The sequence below is a fragment of the Halopseudomonas salina genome, from assembly GCF_008641105.1.
Window position 1 is genome coordinate 94,527 of sequence record NZ_VTTI01000008.1, and the last position, 18,092, is coordinate 112,618.

14 protein-coding genes are annotated in these 18,092 nt (G+C 58.5%); 5 read left to right on the forward strand and 9 right to left on the reverse strand.

Annotated features, from left to right (window positions below; translation table 11 throughout):
- Nucleotides 1-2: 2 nt before the first annotated feature.
- From FZF01_RS13785 to carA, 4 genes are read right to left on the reverse strand one after another with little or no spacing between them, the layout of a single operon-like run.
- Nucleotides 3-419, reverse strand: coding sequence for a DUF4149 domain-containing protein (locus tag FZF01_RS13785; protein WP_223825523.1), 417 nt, complete (start codon nucleotides 417-419; stop codon nucleotides 3-5).
- Complete coding sequence (gene greA, locus FZF01_RS13790; RefSeq protein WP_150278782.1) at nucleotides 416-892, reverse strand: transcription elongation factor GreA; 477 nt, start codon at nucleotides 890-892, stop codon at nucleotides 416-418. Before greA ends, FZF01_RS13785 begins: the two co-directional genes overlap by 4 nt.
- Nucleotides 892-4,107 carry a carbamoyl-phosphate synthase large subunit gene (gene carB / locus FZF01_RS13795; RefSeq protein ID WP_150278783.1) on the reverse strand — a complete coding sequence of 1,072 codons (3,216 nt, stop codon included), beginning with the start codon at nucleotides 4,105-4,107 and terminating at the stop codon, nucleotides 892-894. The genes greA and carB overlap by 1 nt, the downstream gene beginning before the upstream one ends.
- 26 nt (nucleotides 4,108-4,133) lie before the next feature.
- Nucleotides 4,134-5,270 (reverse strand): glutamine-hydrolyzing carbamoyl-phosphate synthase small subunit, encoded by a 1,137-nt coding sequence (gene carA / locus FZF01_RS13800; protein WP_150278784.1) that lies wholly within the window; start codon nucleotides 5,268-5,270, stop codon nucleotides 4,134-4,136.
- A 326-nt stretch (nucleotides 5,271-5,596) separates the two neighbouring features.
- Here carA and FZF01_RS13805 point away from each other — a divergent pair, with 326 nt between their 5' ends.
- Entirely contained in the window at nucleotides 5,597-6,355 is a 759-nt protein-coding gene (locus tag FZF01_RS13805; RefSeq protein WP_150278785.1) for a hypothetical protein, read from the forward strand.
- Nucleotides 6,356-6,376: 21 nt separating this feature from the next.
- On the opposite strand, the gene FZF01_RS13810 is transcribed toward FZF01_RS13805, so the two are convergent.
- Both FZF01_RS13810 and FZF01_RS13815 read right to left on the reverse strand, forming a co-directional pair.
- A complete protein-coding gene (locus FZF01_RS13810; protein WP_150278786.1) occupies nucleotides 6,377-7,021 on the reverse strand; it encodes a response regulator transcription factor in 645 nt (214 codons plus the stop codon).
- Between the two features lie 28 nt (nucleotides 7,022-7,049).
- Nucleotides 7,050-8,516, reverse strand: a complete 1,467-nt coding sequence (locus FZF01_RS13815) for a sensor histidine kinase (RefSeq protein ID WP_223825524.1) — start codon at nucleotides 8,514-8,516, stop codon at nucleotides 7,050-7,052.
- Between the two features lie 155 nt (nucleotides 8,517-8,671).
- Here FZF01_RS13815 and FZF01_RS13820 point away from each other — a divergent pair, with 155 nt between their 5' ends.
- From FZF01_RS13820 to FZF01_RS13835, 4 genes are all read left to right on the forward strand, one after another.
- Nucleotides 8,672-10,291 carry an acyl-CoA synthetase gene (locus tag FZF01_RS13820; protein ID WP_150278787.1) on the forward strand — a complete coding sequence of 540 codons (1,620 nt, stop codon included), beginning with the start codon at nucleotides 8,672-8,674 and terminating at the stop codon, nucleotides 10,289-10,291.
- A gap of 77 nt (nucleotides 10,292-10,368) precedes the next feature.
- Complete coding sequence (locus tag FZF01_RS13825) at nucleotides 10,369-11,754, forward strand: xanthine/uracil/vitamin C permease (RefSeq protein ID WP_150278788.1); 1,386 nt, start codon at nucleotides 10,369-10,371, stop codon at nucleotides 11,752-11,754.
- Between the two features lie 25 nt (nucleotides 11,755-11,779).
- Complete coding sequence (locus FZF01_RS13830; protein WP_150278789.1) at nucleotides 11,780-13,018, forward strand: OprD family porin; 1,239 nt, start codon at nucleotides 11,780-11,782, stop codon at nucleotides 13,016-13,018.
- A gap of 44 nt (nucleotides 13,019-13,062) precedes the next feature.
- Nucleotides 13,063-13,929: an MBL fold metallo-hydrolase gene (locus FZF01_RS13835; RefSeq protein WP_150278790.1), complete on the forward strand. Its 867-nt coding sequence runs from the start codon at nucleotides 13,063-13,065 to the stop codon at nucleotides 13,927-13,929.
- A 70-nt stretch (nucleotides 13,930-13,999) separates the two neighbouring features.
- On the opposite strand, the gene dapB is transcribed toward FZF01_RS13835, so the two are convergent.
- The 3 genes from dapB to dnaK form a co-directional block, all read right to left on the reverse strand.
- Nucleotides 14,000-14,806: a 4-hydroxy-tetrahydrodipicolinate reductase gene (gene dapB, locus FZF01_RS13840; protein WP_150278791.1), complete on the reverse strand. Its 807-nt coding sequence runs from the start codon at nucleotides 14,804-14,806 to the stop codon at nucleotides 14,000-14,002.
- Between the two features lie 13 nt (nucleotides 14,807-14,819).
- Nucleotides 14,820-15,962 (reverse strand): molecular chaperone DnaJ, encoded by a 1,143-nt coding sequence (gene dnaJ / locus FZF01_RS13845; protein WP_150278792.1) that lies wholly within the window; start codon nucleotides 15,960-15,962, stop codon nucleotides 14,820-14,822.
- A gap of 126 nt (nucleotides 15,963-16,088) precedes the next feature.
- On the reverse strand, nucleotides 16,089-18,011 hold the full coding sequence (dnaK, locus tag FZF01_RS13850; RefSeq protein ID WP_150278793.1) for a molecular chaperone DnaK: 1,923 nt from the start codon (nucleotides 18,009-18,011) through the stop codon (nucleotides 16,089-16,091).
- Nucleotides 18,012-18,092 lie beyond the last annotated feature (81 nt).

Here is an 18,092-nt window from a genome sequence, read left to right on the forward strand (position 1 = left end):
GGTCACCCCTCGTCCGGGCGAGGCTGGAGTACCAGCACTAGCCCGGCGAAGGCAATTATCAGATAACCGAAAATCTGCAGATACTCCGTTCCCGAGAACTGCCGCAGGCCGAAGACAGCCCCCACACTGACCAGCACCAGCAGCAACAACTGGCTGCGCAGGTCACGCCAGATGCGTTTACCAAGCGCCACACCAATCACCAGCAACTGCAAAAGCGCGCACACCCCTGCAAATCCGACCATCAGTGGCCGCATGAAATCGGCGATAGCGTTAACCAGCATCGGCGCCATGCCGAACTGCTCAAGCGCTGGCATCAGGACAAAATGGGTCACCCATACCCCACCAACCCACAGGGTCTGGGTCAGTTGCCAGGCGATGCGACCTCCATGCAATGTCGTACGCCCGGCCCCTGCAGTCACTTGTGGCTCACCTCGAGAATTTCATACTCGACAACGCCGCCCGGCGTCTTGACCGCCACCACATCGTCCACTTCCTTGCCGATCAGAGCGCGGGCAATGGGTGAACTGACCGATATCTTGCCTATCTTGATATCAGCTTCATCGTCGCCGACGATCTGATAGACAACAGACTCGTCGGTATCGACGTTGACGATCTCAACGGTGGTACCGAAGATGATCTTGCCGGTGGGCGGTATGCTGGTCACGTCAATCACCTGGGCATTGGCCAGACGACCTTCGATATCCCGGATGCGTGCTTCGACCATGCCCTGTTGCTCGCGGGCCGCATGGTACTCGGCGTTTTCCTTGAGATCACCCAGTTCGCGTGCCTCGGCGATTGCCTGGGTGATCTGCGGACGCATAGTGCTTTTCAGGTGCTTGAGCTCGGATTCCAGGGCTTCTGCACCCTGCTTGGTCATCGGATATTTCATGATCAGATACCTGCGTGCAAATCCTGGAGGCGGCGAACCGTTTTCTCCGGACCAAATTTCAATGCCATGCAGATGGCTTCACCACCTGCCAGGGTCGTGGTAGAGCAGACCTTGTGCTGCAGCGCGTTACGACGGATCGAATAAGAGTCGGCCATCGACTGGCGACCCTCTGTGGTGTTGATAACCATGCTGATCTCGTCGTTCTTGATCATATCGACAATGTGCGGCCGACCTTCGGTTACCTTGTTCACCCGGCGAACCTGCAGGCCAGCGGCCGCGATCACCTTGGCGGTACCACTGGTGGCGACAATCTCGAAGCCCAGCTCGATCAGTGAGCGCGCAACATCGACCACGAACGGCTTGTCGTCATCGCGCACACTCATGAACGCTGTGCCACCGGTCGGCAGTGTCTCGCCAGCGCCGACCTGGGCCTTGGCAAAGGCTTCAGCGAAGGAGTCGCCCACGCCCATCACCTCACCGGTGGATTTCATCTCCGGCCCAAGGATCGGATCCACACCAGGAAACTTGGCGAATGGGAAGACCGCTTCCTTGACGCTGAAGTAAGTAGGAACGACTTCCTTGGTAAAGCCGATTTCCTTCAGCGTCTTACCGGCCATGACCCGAGCGGCAATCTTGGCCAGGGACTGACCGATGCACTTGGATACAAAGGGCACGGTGCGAGAGGCGCGCGGATTTACTTCGATGATGTAGATCGTCTCGCCCTGCAGCGCGAGCTGCACGTTCATCAGACCGACTACGCCCAGTTCGAGGGCCATCTTCTTCACCTGATCACGCATCTCGTCCTGGATATGCGCAGGCAGCGAGTACGGCGGCAGCGAGCAAGCAGAGTCGCCGGAGTGCACACCGGCCTGCTCGATATGCTGCATGATCGCGCCTATCACTACATCGGTACCGTCACACACGGCGTCGATGTCGACTTCAATCGCACAATTGAGGAAGTGGTCGAGCAACACGGGGCTATCGTTGGAGACTTTCACCGCGTCGCGCAGGTAACGCTTGAGCTCTTCTTCCTGATAGACGATCTCCATCGCCCGACCGCCCAGTACATAGGACGGGCGCACCACTAGCGGGTAGCCGATCTTGCCGGCAGCACGGATAGCTTCTTCTTCACTGCGCACAGTCGCGTTCGGCGGCTGACGCAGATTGAGTCGCTCGACCATCTGCTGGAAACGCTCACGGTCTTCGGCGCGGTCAATCGCTTCAGGGCTGGTACCGATGATCGGCACACCAGCTTCTTCCAGCGCCCGCGCAAGCTTCAATGGGGTCTGGCCACCATATTGCACGATCACGCCCTTGGGCTTCTCGACACGGACGATTTCCAGCACATCTTCCAGGGTAACCGGCTCGAAATACAGGCGGTCGGAAGTGTCGTAATCGGTAGAGACGGTTTCCGGGTTGCAGTTGACCATGATGGTCTCGTAACCGTCTTCACGCATGGCCAGCGCCGCATGCACACAGCAGTAATCAAACTCGATGCCCTGGCCAATCCGGTTCGGACCGCCACCCAGCACCATGATCTTGTCCCGATCGGTCGGGTTGGCTTCGCACTCTTCCTCGTAGGTGGAGTACATGTACGCCGTATCGGTAGCGAACTCCGCCGCGCAGGTATCTACCCGCTTGTAGACCGGAAACACGTTCAGCTTGTGGCGATAGCGACGCAGGCTTTTCTCGCTGACAGCCAGCAATTCAGCCAGACGCGTGTCGGAAAAGCCCTTGCGCTTGAGGCAGAACATCAGATCATGGTCGATATCGGCCAGACCCAGGGTCTTGATACGCTCCTCGTCCTTGATCAGGTCTTCGATCTGGATCAGGAACCAGGGATCAATCTTGGTCAGGTCGAAAATCTCTTCACGGCTCATGCCAAAGCGGAAGGCGTCGGCCAGATACCAGATGCGATCGGCACCGGGTACGGTCAGCTCGCGAGTCAGCTCGGTACGTGCATCGCTGGACTTGAGATCCACCTTGGGATCGAAACCACTGACGCCCACTTCCAGACCGCGCAATGCTTTCTGCAAGGACTCCTGGAAAGTACGGCCGATGGCCATGACTTCACCGACGGATTTCATCTGGGTAGTCAGACGCGCGTCGGCGCTCGGGAATTTCTCGAAAGCGAAGCGCGGAATCTTGGTTACGACGTAGTCGATCGACGGCTCGAAGGATGCCGGCGTGCGACCACCGGTAATATCGTTCTGCAATTCATCCAGGGTGTAACCCACGGCGAGCTTGGCTGCGATCTTGGCAATCGGGAAGCCGGTAGCCTTGGAGGCCAAAGCAGAGGAACGGGATACCCGAGGGTTCATTTCGATCACGACCATACGGCCATCAACCGGGTTAATGCCGAACTGTACGTTCGAGCCGCCAGTTTCCACGCCGATTTCACGCAGTACCGCCAAAGAGGCGTTACGCATGATCTGGTATTCCTTGTCAGTCAGCGTCTGAGCCGGGGCCACGGTGATCGAGTCGCCGGTGTGCACACCCATGGGATCGAAGTTCTCGATCGCGCAGACGATGATGCAGTTGTCCTTCTTGTCACGGACAACTTCCATCTCGTATTCCTTCCAGCCGATCAGCGACTCATCGATCAGCAGCTCCTTGGTCGGCGACAGATCCAGACCCCGGGCGCAGATTTCTTCGAACTCTTCACGATTGTAAGCGATACCGCCGCCGGTGCCACCCATGGTGAACGACGGCCGGATGATGCACGGGAATCCAACCTGATCGAGTACCGCGTTGGCTTCCTGCATGTCGTGGGCAATACCCGAAACCGGACAAGCCAGACCGATGGATTTCATCGCCTTGTCAAAGCGCGAGCGATCCTCGGCCTTGTCGATGGTATCGGCATTGGCGCCAATCATTTCGACGTTGTATTTCTTCAGCACGCCGTACTTTTCCAGATCCAGCGCACAGTTGAGTGCCGTCTGGCCACCCATAGTCGGGAGCACCGCGTCGGGACGCTCCTTGGCGATGATCTTTTCCACCGTCTGCCACTTGATTGGCTCGATGTAGGTCGCATCGGCCATGGCCGGGTCGGTCATGATGGTCGCGGGGTTGGAGTTGACCAGGATGACGCGAAAGCCTTCTTCCTGCAGCGCCTTGCAGGCCTGGGCACCGGAGTAATCAAACTCGCAGGCCTGGCCGATCACGATGGGGCCGGCGCCGAGGATCAGGATACTTTTGATATCTGTACGTTTTGGCATAGTCGTCTACTAAATCCTTGGGGAGTTCAAAGGCGCTCGGCCATGGCCTTGATGAAACGGTCAAATAGCGGTGCCACGTCATGCGGGCCGGGGCTCGCCTCGGGGTGCCCCTGGAAACTGAAAGCGGTCTTGTCGGTACGCTCGATGCCCTGCAGGGTGCCATCAAACAGCGACTTGTGGGTCGCGCGCACATTGGCCGGCAACGTCGCCTCGTCCACGGCAAAGCCGTGGTTCTGGCTGGTGATCATGACTTCGCCGGTATCCACGTTAACCACCGGGTGGTTAGCGCCGTGATGACCGTTGGGCATTTTCACGGTGCGCGCGCCGGACGCCAGGGCAAGCAACTGGTGACCCAGGCAGATGCCGAACACCGGCGTGTCCGTTTCCAGAATTTCCTGGATCGCCTTGATTGCGTAATCGCAAGGCTCCGGGTCGCCCGGGCCGTTGCCCAGCAATATGCCGTTGGGCTTGAGCGCAAGCGCTTCGGCTGCGGTAGTCTGCGCCGGCAGCACGGTGATGCGACAGCCACGGTCGACCAGCATGCGCAGGATGTTGTACTTGATACCGTAATCGAAGGTGACCACGTGATAAGGCAACTCACTGGCCGGTATCTCGACATGGGCGTTGGCTTCAAGGGACCAGACGCTGGAGCGCCATTCGTAGGTTTCCTTGACGCTGACTTCCTTGGCCAGATCCATACCCTTCAGGCCGGGAAACTCGCGGGCCAGTTGCAGGGCCTTTTCCTCGGTTGCATCGTCACCGGCCAGAATGCAGCCATTCTGGGCGCCCTTCTCACGAAGAATGCGAGTCAGGCGGCGCGTGTCGATACCGGCAATAGCAACGGTCCCGTTGTCCTTCAGGTAATCGGGTAGTGACTTGGTGCTGCGCCAGTTGCTGGCCATCAGCGGCAAGTCTCGAATGACCAGACCGGCAGCCCAGACCTGAAAGGACTCGCTGTCATCCGGCACGGTGCCGGTATTGCCGATATGGGGATAGGTAAGGGTTACGATCTGGCGAGCATATGAGGGATCGGTGAGGATCTCCTGATAACCGGTCATGGCCGTGTTGAATACGACCTCACCGACGGTGTGACCGTCGGCGCCGATAGCCTCACCACGGAAGATACTTCCGTCGGCAAGGGCGAGAATGGCTGGCTTGGACAAGAAAACCTCCGATAGGGCTGACACATTTTACCAAACGCGGGCTGCACAAAAGCGGGAATGGAGTGCGTAACACTTCATCCCGCCGCAATGCATTGTCAGATGCGCGCTGAATAGACAGATTAGCGCGCAATTGTAACCACTTGCCTACAGAATATCCAGCGCCCAGACGCTCTCCGGGACAACGCTCGAGGGTCAATGTTCCACAACCAGGGGAACTGTGATAAAACGGCAGTTGCAAAGCCCGCACCCGGCACACGCTTACCAACGGAACGCTCGCCAGGTCGCGAATGGACTAGAAGAACAATAAAGTACTCGGGGAATACACCATGTTATTGCGCCTGAAAGGACTGATCGTACTCACGCTGCTGTTTCTGGCGCCCTTCGCCAATGCAAATCTCGAACGACTGCAAACCGCTCACGAGTTTCGCAGTGAAGGCTACACCGTTGGTACCTATCTGCTGATCGACAACAATCTGTTCGAGCGCATCAGGGAACCGGGCAACCGGGAGACCTATCGCGAAGCCTTGTCGCGTATGGAAAACCTGCTCAGACAGATGGACAGCCCGGCTCAGCTACGGGTGCCCTTCGACACCTTTGTCAATTTGATCCGCGAGCTTGAAGCTCTGCCAGGTGAAGAAGCCCACTACGGCCTGGCAACAGTCAACCGCATCATGAAAGCCCACGGAGATGTGGATAGCGCCGCCGCAGCAATGTATGACGAGCTAAAAGAAGCGGCCAGTGAAGACCTGCTTGCGCTCCACCGCCAGAGCATCGAGACCAGCCAGATTCTGACCCTTTACCAGAACAATATGTTCAGCTCCATCGGAGTGTACTTCCTGGAGAACAAAGAAGGCCTGTTCGACGATCTCGACCAGAGCATCGTCAGCCGCTCCGATGAGCTGAAGAAGCTCTACCCGGATCAGGCAGGCGCCTTCGCCCGGATGGACAAGCAGTATCAGTTCATTCAGCCACGCCTGCAGAACCCCCTGTATGACTGGGTGCCGACCATTGCCGCCTTCTACCTGCAGCGCAATATCGAAACCCTCAATGACATGGCCCGCGAGCAGGTGCAGAGCGGCGCCTGAGCGCTGACACCAGCAACAGGATCAGGCGCTCGGCTCAAGACTGAAGGGCTCAACCAATCCAGCGCCAATGGCCATACCTACGAGCGCAGGCAGACTGGCTGCCTGCATTCGTTTCATTACCCGGGAGCGATACAGATCAACCGTCTTGACACTGACTCCCAGTCGCTCGGCAATTTCACGATTATTGAAACCCTGGACCAGTGGCAGCAAGATGTCGCGTTCACGCGGTGTCAGGCTGTCTAGCCGAGCCTTGACCTCATTCTGCACCCGCTGATTGGTCGCCACCACAGGCTGGCGGCTCAGCGCGCGCTGCACGCTGTCCAGCAGCAGCTGTTCATTGTAGGGCTTTTCAATGAAGTCCAGCGCACCCCCACGAAAGGCACGCACTACAATAGGCACGTCGGCATGACCACTGACAAAGATCACCGGCAAATCGATTCCTTTGGCGCGCATGGCTTCCTGTACCGCCAGACCGCCCATACCCGGCATGCGAATATCCAGCAGAACACAGGCCGGCGCGGCCGGATCGCAGGCGTCCAGAAAGGCTTGCCCACTGGTAAAAGGCTTAGCCTTGAGGCCTACCGACTCGAACAACCATACGGTCGAATCAAGCATGCCCTGATCGTCATCGACCACATAGACGAGTTGCTGAGATAGATCGGGCATTCGCGTTCCTCGTTGTTTCACCTTGCTCCTAATCGGAGCTGACCACTGGCAACCAGCAATGCAGGCACAGCCCTGCGCTGTCAGCCGGCACAGCCTCCAAGCCGCCACCAAAACCCTCTACGATACCCTGACTCATCGAGAGCCCCAAGCCCAGCCCATCCGGCTTACTGGTATAGAAAGGCGTGAACAGGCGCGCCCTCGACGCTTCATCCACACCTGGGCCTTGATCCGAGACCCTTATATGCAGTCTGTTCCCATGCTCACTCAGGCCCAGCCTTACCAGAGAGGGAGTATCCGGATGTTGTTCCCGATTCGCCTCAATGGCGTTACGCAGCAAATTAAGTAACACCTGTTGCAACAGAATCGGGTCGACCATAACCGCCGGCAAGGGCCCATCGACCTGCTCGACAATCTCGACCTGATGCTGCCCCGCCTCCCAGGCGCACAGACCTACCGCCTCACGGGCCAGCTGCAAAGGATCAACACACTGCTGCCGGCGCTGCCCCTTGCGCAGAAAACCGCGCAGCCGGCGAATGACCTCCGCCGCGTGTTGCGCGTGCTCGGCAATGCGCGCCAAGCCCTGGGCAACCTTGTCAGACTCCTCGCCATTACGCCCTTCTTCAGTCTGTGACAAAGCCGCCAGATAACGCTGACTGGCATTGGCATAATTGAGGATGGCGGCAAGCGGCTGATTGAGCTCGTGAGCAATACCGGAAGCAAGCTCACCCAGTGTCGCCAGCCGCGCTGCATGCGCGAGCTCGTCCTGGAGACGGCGGTTATTTTCTTCACTCTGAATCCGCGCAGTAATGTCCCGCGATACGCTGATCACCTCAACAACGCCGCCGGTGTAGGTCTCCCGTATAGCGCGGCTGGCCGTTTCAAACCACAGGTAATGCCCAACCTGATGGCGAATGCGATAGGTCAGCGTCAGGTAACCGTCCTGCTCCAGCGCGCGCTGAAAGCGCTCGATCAGTTGCTCCCGCTCCTGCGGGTGCAACAGCTCGGCCATCGACTCGCCGCGCAACTGCTCTGGCCAATAGCCCAGCAGAGTCCAGGCGGCGGGCGAGGCATCCAGAAAACGTCCATCAGGCGTATGCCGGGAGATCAGATCAGTCGTGTTCTCGATGATCAGTCGGTACAGACGGCTGGCACGCATGGCTTCATGCTGTAAACGCAGGCTCTCACTGGCATCACGCCCGCGCACCAGCACGGCCTGCAGTGCCGGCTGGGGAATGTATGTCCAGAGCAGATAGCGATCGCCGACACTTACCTCGACATCTTCAATGCAGCGCTGCTGACGCTGACAGGCTGCCACCAGGGGCGCATGGTTGGCAGGCAACAACGCTGCCAAGGGCGCCACCTGATCAATCAACTGTTGCATAGCAGGATTGGGTGGCCGCACTTCACCTCGAGCCGGAATCAACAACGCCGGTAGCGGTTCGCTTTCGAGCAAAAGACTGGCTACAGCACAGCGTAGATCAGGGTTTTCAGTCACTGAAACACCTTATAGTAGTTTTACTATAATACCTTAGACATGTTTCTATATCAGTCAACTTTACACTATAGTTCTTCCGATCAAATGCTGAACGCCTTGACCCTCACGGCAAGTATGCACCCAGAGCCAATAAATAATCAGCCACAGGTATTGCCATGTCGATCTTCCAGGAAGGCCTGTCTCCGAACCCGGCCAACCACATAGCCCTCACCCCTCTCAGCTTCATCGAGCGCACCGCCAGCGTCTACCCGCATTATCCCGCCGTCATCCACGGAGGGATTCGTCGTGACTGGCAGCAAACCTATCAGCGCTGCCGCCGTCTGGCCTCGGCGCTGCATGGGCGCGGCGTCAACGCAGGGGATACCGTAGCGGTGATGCTGCCAAATATTCCCGCCATGCTCGAGGCGCACTTTGGCGTTCCGATGATCGGCGCCGTGCTCAATACCCTGAATGTGCGGCTGGATGCGGAAGCAATTGCCTTCATGCTCAATCATGGCGAAGCCCGTGCACTCATCACTGACCGTGAGTTTCATGATGTCGTGCGTGAGGCGCTAACCCTGATCAAACGCCCGATTCTGGTGATCGATGTCGACGATCCCGAGTATGGTGAAGGCGAGGCCGTCAGTGACCTTGATTACGAGGGCTTTCTGGCTGAAGGCGATCCGGACTTCGACTGGCACTGGCCCAGCGACGAATGGCAGGCCATTTCACTCAACTACACCTCCGGCACTACCGGCAACCCCAAGGGCGTGGTCTACCATCACCGCGGTGCATACCTGAATGCCCTGGGCAACCAGGCAACCTGGGGCATGGGCCAGCACCCGGTCTATTTGTGGACACTGCCGATGTTCCACTGCAACGGCTGGTGCTACCCCTGGACCATCACCGCGATGGCCGGCGTACATGTGTTCCTGCGCCGGGTGGATCCGCAAAAAATCCTCAACCTGATCCATGAGCATCAGGTCACTCACCTGTGCGGTGCACCCATCGTACTCAACGCGCTGGTCAACATGCCCGACTCAGCCAAAGCCGCCATCGACCATCCCGTCAAGGCCATGGTCGCCGGTGCAGCACCGCCAGCCAAGATCATCGGCGCTGTTGAAGCCATGGGCATTGCAGTCACTCACGTTTACGGACTGACCGAAGTCTACGGACCGGTAACCGTTTGTGCCTGGCATGACGAATGGAACACCTTGCCACTGGAAGAACGCGCCCGCCTCAAATCACGCCAGGGGGTGCGCTATCTGACGCTGGAAGGCGTCATGGTGGCGGATTCAGAGACGCTACAGCCAGTCCCGCGTGACGGCGAAACCATCGGTGAAATATTCATGCGCGGTAACACGGTGATGAAGGGCTATCTGAAAAATCCGGAAGCAACAGCGGAAGCCTTTGAAGGCGGCTGGTTTCACACTGGCGACCTGGCAGTGTGTCATCCCAACGGCTATGTGGAAATCCGCGACCGTCTGAAGGACATCATCATCTCCGGCGGTGAAAATATCTCCACCATCGAGGTTGAAGATACGCTGTACAAACACCCCGCCGTATTGGAAGCAGCCGTTGTGTCTAGGCCTGACGAGAAATGGGGCGAAACCCCCTGTGCTTTTATCACCCTTAAAAGCGGCCAGCAGGCCAGCGACACAGACATCATGAACTACTGCCGCGAGCACCTGGCGGGATTCAAGGTGCCCAAGACCGTGGTCTTCACCGAGCTGCCCAAGACCTCGACCGGCAAGATTCAGAAATACGTGCTGCGCGATCGAGCCAAGGCGCTCTAGCTCAACCCAGCCAACTTCGCATAACCCTTTTTACAACAACAATAAGCCGGGCTCTGCCCGGCTGACGGAGGCTTATCATGCAAGTTTACAAGCGCGCTGACGGCGCGGAGCAACCCTACTGGCCATGCGGGCCGTTCAAGATTCGTCTGCCCTTTGTACATTACCGCTGGGAAACCGCGGAGATGCTGCAGGCCCTGATCATGTTTGTGGTCAGTTTGGCGATGATTCCCCTGCTGGAAAGATTCCTTGGCCTGCCCTATGACGTTGCCCTGGCCTATGTGGTGGTCGGGGGAATTGGCTTCATGTTACCTGCGCTGCTGGGGGTGCCCATGGTGCCTGGCTGGATTACCCCGGCGATTCCGGTGGTGCTACTGTTTCTGGGCGACTTCGAACCCGGCCCGGAGGCCATTCAAGCGCTGTTCGCGCTGCAGCTTCTGGTCTTTCTGATTTTTCTGATACTCGGTATTACCCGGCTCGGCAGCGTCATGGTACGTATCGTCCCCAACTCGATGAAAGGCGGGATCATCATCGGCGCCGGCATTGCAGCCCTGATGGGCGAGATATCCAGCGGCGGGCGGCTGGCCAATACGCCAATTTCACTGGTACTGGGCAGCCTGATCTGCCTGTATCTGATGTTCTCGGTTTCTTTCAAGGGGCTCACCGAACGCGTGCCGTTCACCCGCAAGATCGTCAACTACGGCATGGTCCCGGGCATGTTGATTGCCATTATCGTGGGCATTGTGGTGGGCGAATACGAGATGCCAGATGTGCGCTGGGGCATTACCACACCCGCCTTCGGCGAACTGTGGAACTACCTACCGCTGGTCATCGGCATCCCGGATGCCAAGGTGTTCATGCTCGCCATTCCCACCGCCGTTATCGCCTACATCATCGCCTTTGGTGACATTATTGTTGGCCAGTCGCTGATGCAGCGAGCCGATGAACTGCGCCCGGATGAAGTGATCGAGAACAACATTGATCGGGTGCATCTGGTCACCGCCCTGCGCAATGGCCTGCATGCCTTCTTCGCACCCTACCCTGGCCTCGCCGGGCCCATCTGGACCGCAGTGGCCGCGACCATGGCCGAGCGTTACAAGTATGGCCGCAAAGCGATGGACTCAATCTACAGTGGCGGCGGCACGTTCTGGATCACCGGCTTTATCGCCCTGTTCACGCTGCCGCTGGTCAGCTTCTTCCAACCGGTGCTGCCGATTGCGCTGTCGCTGACGCTGATCCTGACCGGCTATATCTGCCTGATGGTCGGCTTCGAGCAACTCAACAACAACACCGAACGCGGTATCGCCGGCACCATGGGCGTGGTCCTGGCGGTCTATGGCGCCGGCTGGGGGCTGGCGGCGGGCGCTGCGCTGTACCTCCTGATCGAGCGCACCCACATCCTGCGTTTCCGTAGCATCAAGGACAGCGCAGAGAACACAGACAACGCCTCTGAAAGCCGCGACTGACACAACAACAAGAGACAATACCCCAATGAACATACTGCATACCGCTAGCCTGGCGACCCTGAGCACGCTGCTGGCCCTACCGGCCAGTGCCAGCTTTCTGAAGGACAGCCAGAGCCGCATCGAGTTGCGCAACTTTTACTTCAACCGCGATTTTCGCCAGTCCGATGCACCCCAAAGCAAGGCCGACGAATGGGCTCAGGGCCTTCGTGGCTACTGGCAGTCGGGTTATACCGACGGCCGGGTCGGCGTCGGCCTGGACGCCCTGGCGCTGGTCGGCATCAAGCTCGACTCCAGTCCTGATCGCACCGGCACCGGCCTGCTCAAGCGCGACCGCAGTGACAACCGAGCGATGGATGAATACGGCCAACTGGGCCTGACCGCCAAACTGCGACTGGATCAGCATGTACTGCGTCTGGGCACCTTGCTGCCTCAATTGCCACTGGCCATGCACAACGATTCCCGGCTGCTGCCGCAGACCTTCCGCGGCGGCTGGCTACAAGCCAAGGGCAACGAGGCATTGAGCTTTGACCTCGGACGCTTCGATGCAATCAACCTGCGCGACTCCTCCGACCACCAGCGCATGGCACCGGTGCAGGGCGGCGCGCGCAATGTGATTGTCAGCGGCAAACCAGACAGCAATGCCTTTGACTTCGCCGGAGCCACCTACCGCTTCAGTGACAACACCCGGGCCAGCTACCACTATGGCGAACTCGACGGCGTCTATCGTCAGCACTACCTGGTACTCAACCACAGCCAGCAGCTGAATATCGGCAAGCTGGATACCAACCTGCGCTATGCCGACAGCAACAATGCCGGGCGCAGCAACATCGACAACCGCATGACCAGCCTGACTTTAGCCTGGCAGCACAACATGCACCGTCTGGGTACCAGCTATCAGCAGATGAACGGACGTACCGGCTTCGCTTACCTGAGCGGCACGGATCCGTTCCTGACCCATCTGGTGCAGATCAATGACTTTGCCAATCGCGACGAGCGCAGCTGGCAGGTACGCCACGACTACAGTTTTACCGATATTGGCCTGCCCGGACTGAGTCTGATGAACCGTTACACCCACGGTGACAACATCAAGCTGGTCACGGGGCGTGGCAATGAGTGGGAACGCAATACCGATCTGGCCTATACCCTGCAGAACGGCCCGCTGAAGAATCTGTCCCTGCATTGGCGCAACGCAACCTACCGCAGCAGCTTTGCCAGCGACATGGATGAGAACCGGATTATTGTTGGCTACGCCATGTCGTTTTGATGCATGCCATACAGCCACACTCAATAGAGAAAACAGGAGCCCCAATGCGTACATTCACCACTCTGGAAGGCAACAGCCAGCGGCTCGATGGCGGCGCCATGTTCGGCAACGCGCCCAAAGCTTTATGGTCGCGCTGGGTTGAAACCGATGAACAGAACCGCATCAGTCTGAGCTGCCGAGCGCTACTGGTGCAGGAAGAAGGTCGCAACATCCTGGTGGAAACCGGCATTGGCGCCTTCTTCGAGCCACGACTGAAAGAGCGTTATGGGATAGTCGAAGACCACCACGTACTGCTCGACAGCCTCAGCGAAGTCGGTCTGACCCATGAGGACATACAGGTTGTTGTACTCACACACCTGCATTTTGATCACGCCGGCGGCCTGCTCAGCACCTGGGATCAGGGCCAGCCATCGACGCTTTTGTTCCCCAACGCCACTTTCATTACCGGTCAGCGTCACTGGCACCGCGCCAAGCGCCCACATCCGCGCGATCAGGCTTCATTCATACCGGAGCTGCTTGAGCTGCTTGAAACCAGCGGGCGACTGGAACTGATCGAAGATGGCCGACATTCATCGACTCTGGGCAAAAGCTGGCGATTCCACTTCAGCGACGGCCATACGCCCGGCCTGATGATTCCCGAGTTCGACATGCCTGAGGGCCCCGTGGTCTTCCCCGGAGACCTGATACCTGGCACCCCATGGGTACACCTGCCAATCACCATGGGCTATGACCGATTCCCGGAAACCCTGATCGATGAAAAAGAAGGCCTTTTAGATACTTTGGTGGACCGTCACGGACGACTGGTATTCACCCATGACCCCTTGGTCGCAGTCGCCTATGTCGAGCGCGATAACGATGGACGCTATCGGGTCAGTGCCCCACAAGGCAACCTGAAAATGGTCTGCCGCTAACCAGCAACCTGGCCACATAAAAAGGGCGGCACGCTACACGTGGTCGCCCTTTTCTGTTTTTGCTCGTCACCTAATCCTTGAGCGACAACACATCCTGCATGTCATACAGACCCGGAGCCCGCCCATCCAGCCAGAGCGCAGAGCGCACTGCGCCTTTGGCGAAGGTCATCCGGCTGGACGCCTTGTGGGTAATCTCTACCCGCTCGCCTTCGGATGCGAAGAGCACCGTATGGTCGCCCACCACATCACCGGCGCGCACCGTTGCAAAACCGATGGTCTGGCGGTCACGAGCGCCGGTCTGGCCCTCGCGCCCATAGACGGCAACCTTGCTCAGATCACGACCCAACGCATCAGCTACTACTTCACCCATGCGCAGCGCCGTACCCGAGGGTGCATCCACCTTATGGCGATGATGCGCCTCGATGATTTCGATATCCGCTTCGTCGCCCATGACCCTTGCCGCCATATCCAGCAGCTTCAGACACAGGTTGACGCCCACGCTGAAGTTGGGCGCAAACACGATCGGAATATCAGCCGCAGCCGCCGCCAGCATCTCCTTCTGCTGATCGGTGAATCCGGTGGTGCCGATGACCATCGCCTTGCCGGCCTCCCGACACAACTCCAGATTGACCAGAGTCGTACTCGGATGGGTAAAGTCGATCAGCACATCGAAGTCGCCCAGCACCTTTTGCAGGCTATCCTGCACCTGTACCGAGTTACGCCCGATGCCGGCCAGCTCGCCGGCATCGCTACCGACCAGAGAGCTTTCCGGCCGTTCGATCGCGGCAGTAAGCTCGACACCATCGGTCTGGTCAATTGCTTCAATCAGCGTCTTGCCCATACGTCCGGCCGCACCGATAACCGCTACTCTTCTCATGTCGGCGCTCCGCTCAGAATTTCATGTCTTCAAAGAAGTTCTTCACACCGTCGAACCAGCTCTTGGCCCGTGGTGACTGATTGGAACCCTCTTCCTGCAGCGTCTCGCGCAATTCCTGGATGAGCTCACGCTGACGCTTGGTCAGATTGACCGGCGTCTCGACAGCTACCCGGCAAAGCAGATCACCCGGTGACCCACCCCGGACCGGCGTCACACCCTTGCCACGCAAGCGGAACAGCTTGCCGGTCTGGGTGCCATCGGGAATCTTGAGCTTGACGCGGCCATCCAGCGTGGGCACTTCCAGCTCGCCGCCCAGGGACGCATCGGCAAAACTGATTGGCACTTCGCAGTACAGATTCTTGCCGTCACGCTGGAAGATCTTGTGCTCGCGCACGGAGACCACCACGTAGAGGTCGCCCGCCGGGCCACCATTGACGCCCGCCTCGCCTTCACCTGCCAGACGAATACGATCACCGGTATCAACACCAGCCGGGACCTTGACCGAAAGCGTCTTCTGCTCTTCAACGCGGCCCTGGCCCTGACAGTCCTTGCACGGATCTGTAATCATCTTGCCGGTGCCATGGCACCGCGGGCAGGTCTGCTGAACCGAGAAGAAACCCTGCTGCATACGCACCTGACCGTGCCCACCACAGGTGGTACAGGTAACCGGGCTGGTGCCCTTCTTCGCACCGCTGCCATCACAGGTGCCGCACTCGACCAGGGTCGGTACGCGGATGGTCACTGTGGTGCCGCGTACGGCTTCTTCCAGATCCAGTTCCAGTGTGTATCGCAAGTCACTGCCGCGCTGCACGCTGGAACGGCCGCGACCACCGCCGCCGCCACCAAAAATATCGCCGAACACGTCGCCGAAGATATCCGAGAAATTGCCGCCGGCGAATCCACCCGCGCCAGCTCCACCACCCATACTCGGATCCACACCGGCATGACCGTACTGGTCATAGGCCGCACGCTTCTGCGCATCGGTGAGAATCTCGTAGGCTTCGTTGGCTTCCTTGAACTTCTCGATCGCACCTTCATCGTCAGGATTGCGGTCGGGATGGTATTTCATTGCCAGTCGGCGGTAGGCCTTTTTCAGCTCCGCTTCGCTGGCGCCGCGCTCGACACCCAGCACTTCATAATAATCACGCTTGGCCATCGTTCAGATTTCCTTTACCGGGACTTGTCCCTTTGACACAAACAGCAACGCGGGATGAGCTCCCGCGTTGCCTTGCAATGGTATGTCGTGCGCTTTGTAACGCACGACTGCCTGTCGCTGAAAGACTTACTTCTTGTTGTCTTTCACTTCTTCGAACTCGGCATCGACCACGTCGTCACCGGCGTCCTTCTGGCTGTCGCCCTGAGCTTCTTCGCCCTGGCCAGCCTGCGCCTGCTCGGCATACATCTTCTGTACCAGCGGGCCGGACGCTTCGGACAGCGCGTTGATCTTGGCTTCGATCTCAGCCTTGTCGTCAGACTTGATGGCCGTTTCCAGATCAGCCAGTGCCGCTTCGATTGCAGTCTTCTCTTCCTCGGTAGCCTTGTCACCTGCCTCGGTCAGAGTCTTGCGGGTGGCGTGCACCAGCTGGTCAGCCTGGTTACGGGTAGTTACCAGCTCTTCGAACTTGCGATCTTCATCGGCATTGGCCTCGGCATCACGCACCATCTGATCGATCTCTTCATCGGTCAGACCGGAAGAGGCCTTGATGATGATCGACTGCTGCTTGCCGGTTGCCTTGTCCTTCGCCGACACGTTGAGGATACCGTTGGCGTCCAGATCAAAGCTGACTTCAACCTGTGGCACACCGCGTGGTGCGGGCGGAATGTCTGCCAGGTCGAAGCGGCCCAGTGACTTGTTCTGCGTCGCCTGCTTGCGCTCACCCTGCATCACGTGAATGGTCACGGCGGTCTGGTTGTCATCGGCGGTCGAGAATACCTGCGATTTCTTGGTAGGAATCGTGGTGTTCTTCTCAATCAGCGTGGTCATCACACCGCCCATGGTTTCGATACCCAGCGACAGCGGCGTCACGTCGAGCAGCAGTACGTCTTTCACGTCACCAGCCAGCACGGCACCCTGGATCGCAGCACCTACGGCCACTGCTTCATCGGGGTTAACGTCCTTGCGCGGCTCTTTACCGAAGAAGTCGGCAACGGTCTTCTGTACCAGCGGCATACGTGTCTGACCGCCAACCAGAATCACGTCGTTGATCTCGGAAACATCCAGGCCGGCGTCTTTCATGGCTACACGGCATGGCTCGATGCTGCGCTTGACCAGCTCTTCAACCAGAGACTCCAGTTTGGCGCGGGTCACCTTGACGTTCAAGTGCTTGGGACCAGTCGCATCGGCCGTGATGTACGGCAGGTTGACGTCAGTCTGGTTGCTCGAGGACAGCTCAATCTTGGCCTTCTCAGCCGCTTCCTTCAGACGCTGCAGCGCCAGCGGATCGGTGTGCAGGTCGATGCCGTTCTCTTTCTTGAACTCGTCGGCCAGATAGTCGATCAGGCGCATGTCGAAATCTTCGCCACCCAGGAAGGTGTCGCCGTTGGTCGCCAACACTTCGAACTGGTGCTCGCCATCTACTTCGGCAATTTCGATCACGGAAATGTCAAAGGTACCGCCACCCAGGTCGTATACGACGATGGTGGAGTCGCCACGGGACTTGTCCATACCGTAGGCCAGTGCGGCAGCGGTCGGCTCGTTGATGATCCGCTTGACGTCCAGACCGGCGATGCGACCGGCGTCCTTGGTAGCTTGACGCTGGCTGTCGTTGAAGTAGGCCGGAACGGTAATAACCGCTTCGGTTACTTTCTCGCCGAGGTAATCTTCAGCGGTCTTCTTCATTTTCTTCAGCACTTCGGCAGAAATCTGCGGTGGTGCGATCTTCTCGCCCTTCACTTCGACCCAGGCATCGCCGTTATCGGCTTTGACGATCTTGTAGGGGACGAGCTTGATGTCCTTCTGTACGACTTCTTCCTCGAAGCGACGGCCGATAAGACGCTTGACCGCGTTCAGGGTGTTCTGCGGGTTGGTGACCGACTGGCGCTTGGCCGACTGGCCGACCAGGGTCTCGCCATCATTGGTGTATGCAACGATGGAAGGCGTGGTACGAGTACCTTCCGAGTTCTCAATTACCTTGGCTACACCGTTTTCCATCACTGCAACGCAGGAGTTGGTGGTTCCGAGGTCAATACCGATAATCTTGCCCATATGTAAATCTCCGATTCAGCTTTGCCGCGGCTGGCCGGCGGCAGGGGTTTATCTATCTATGCACCCTAGATGGGGGCAGCA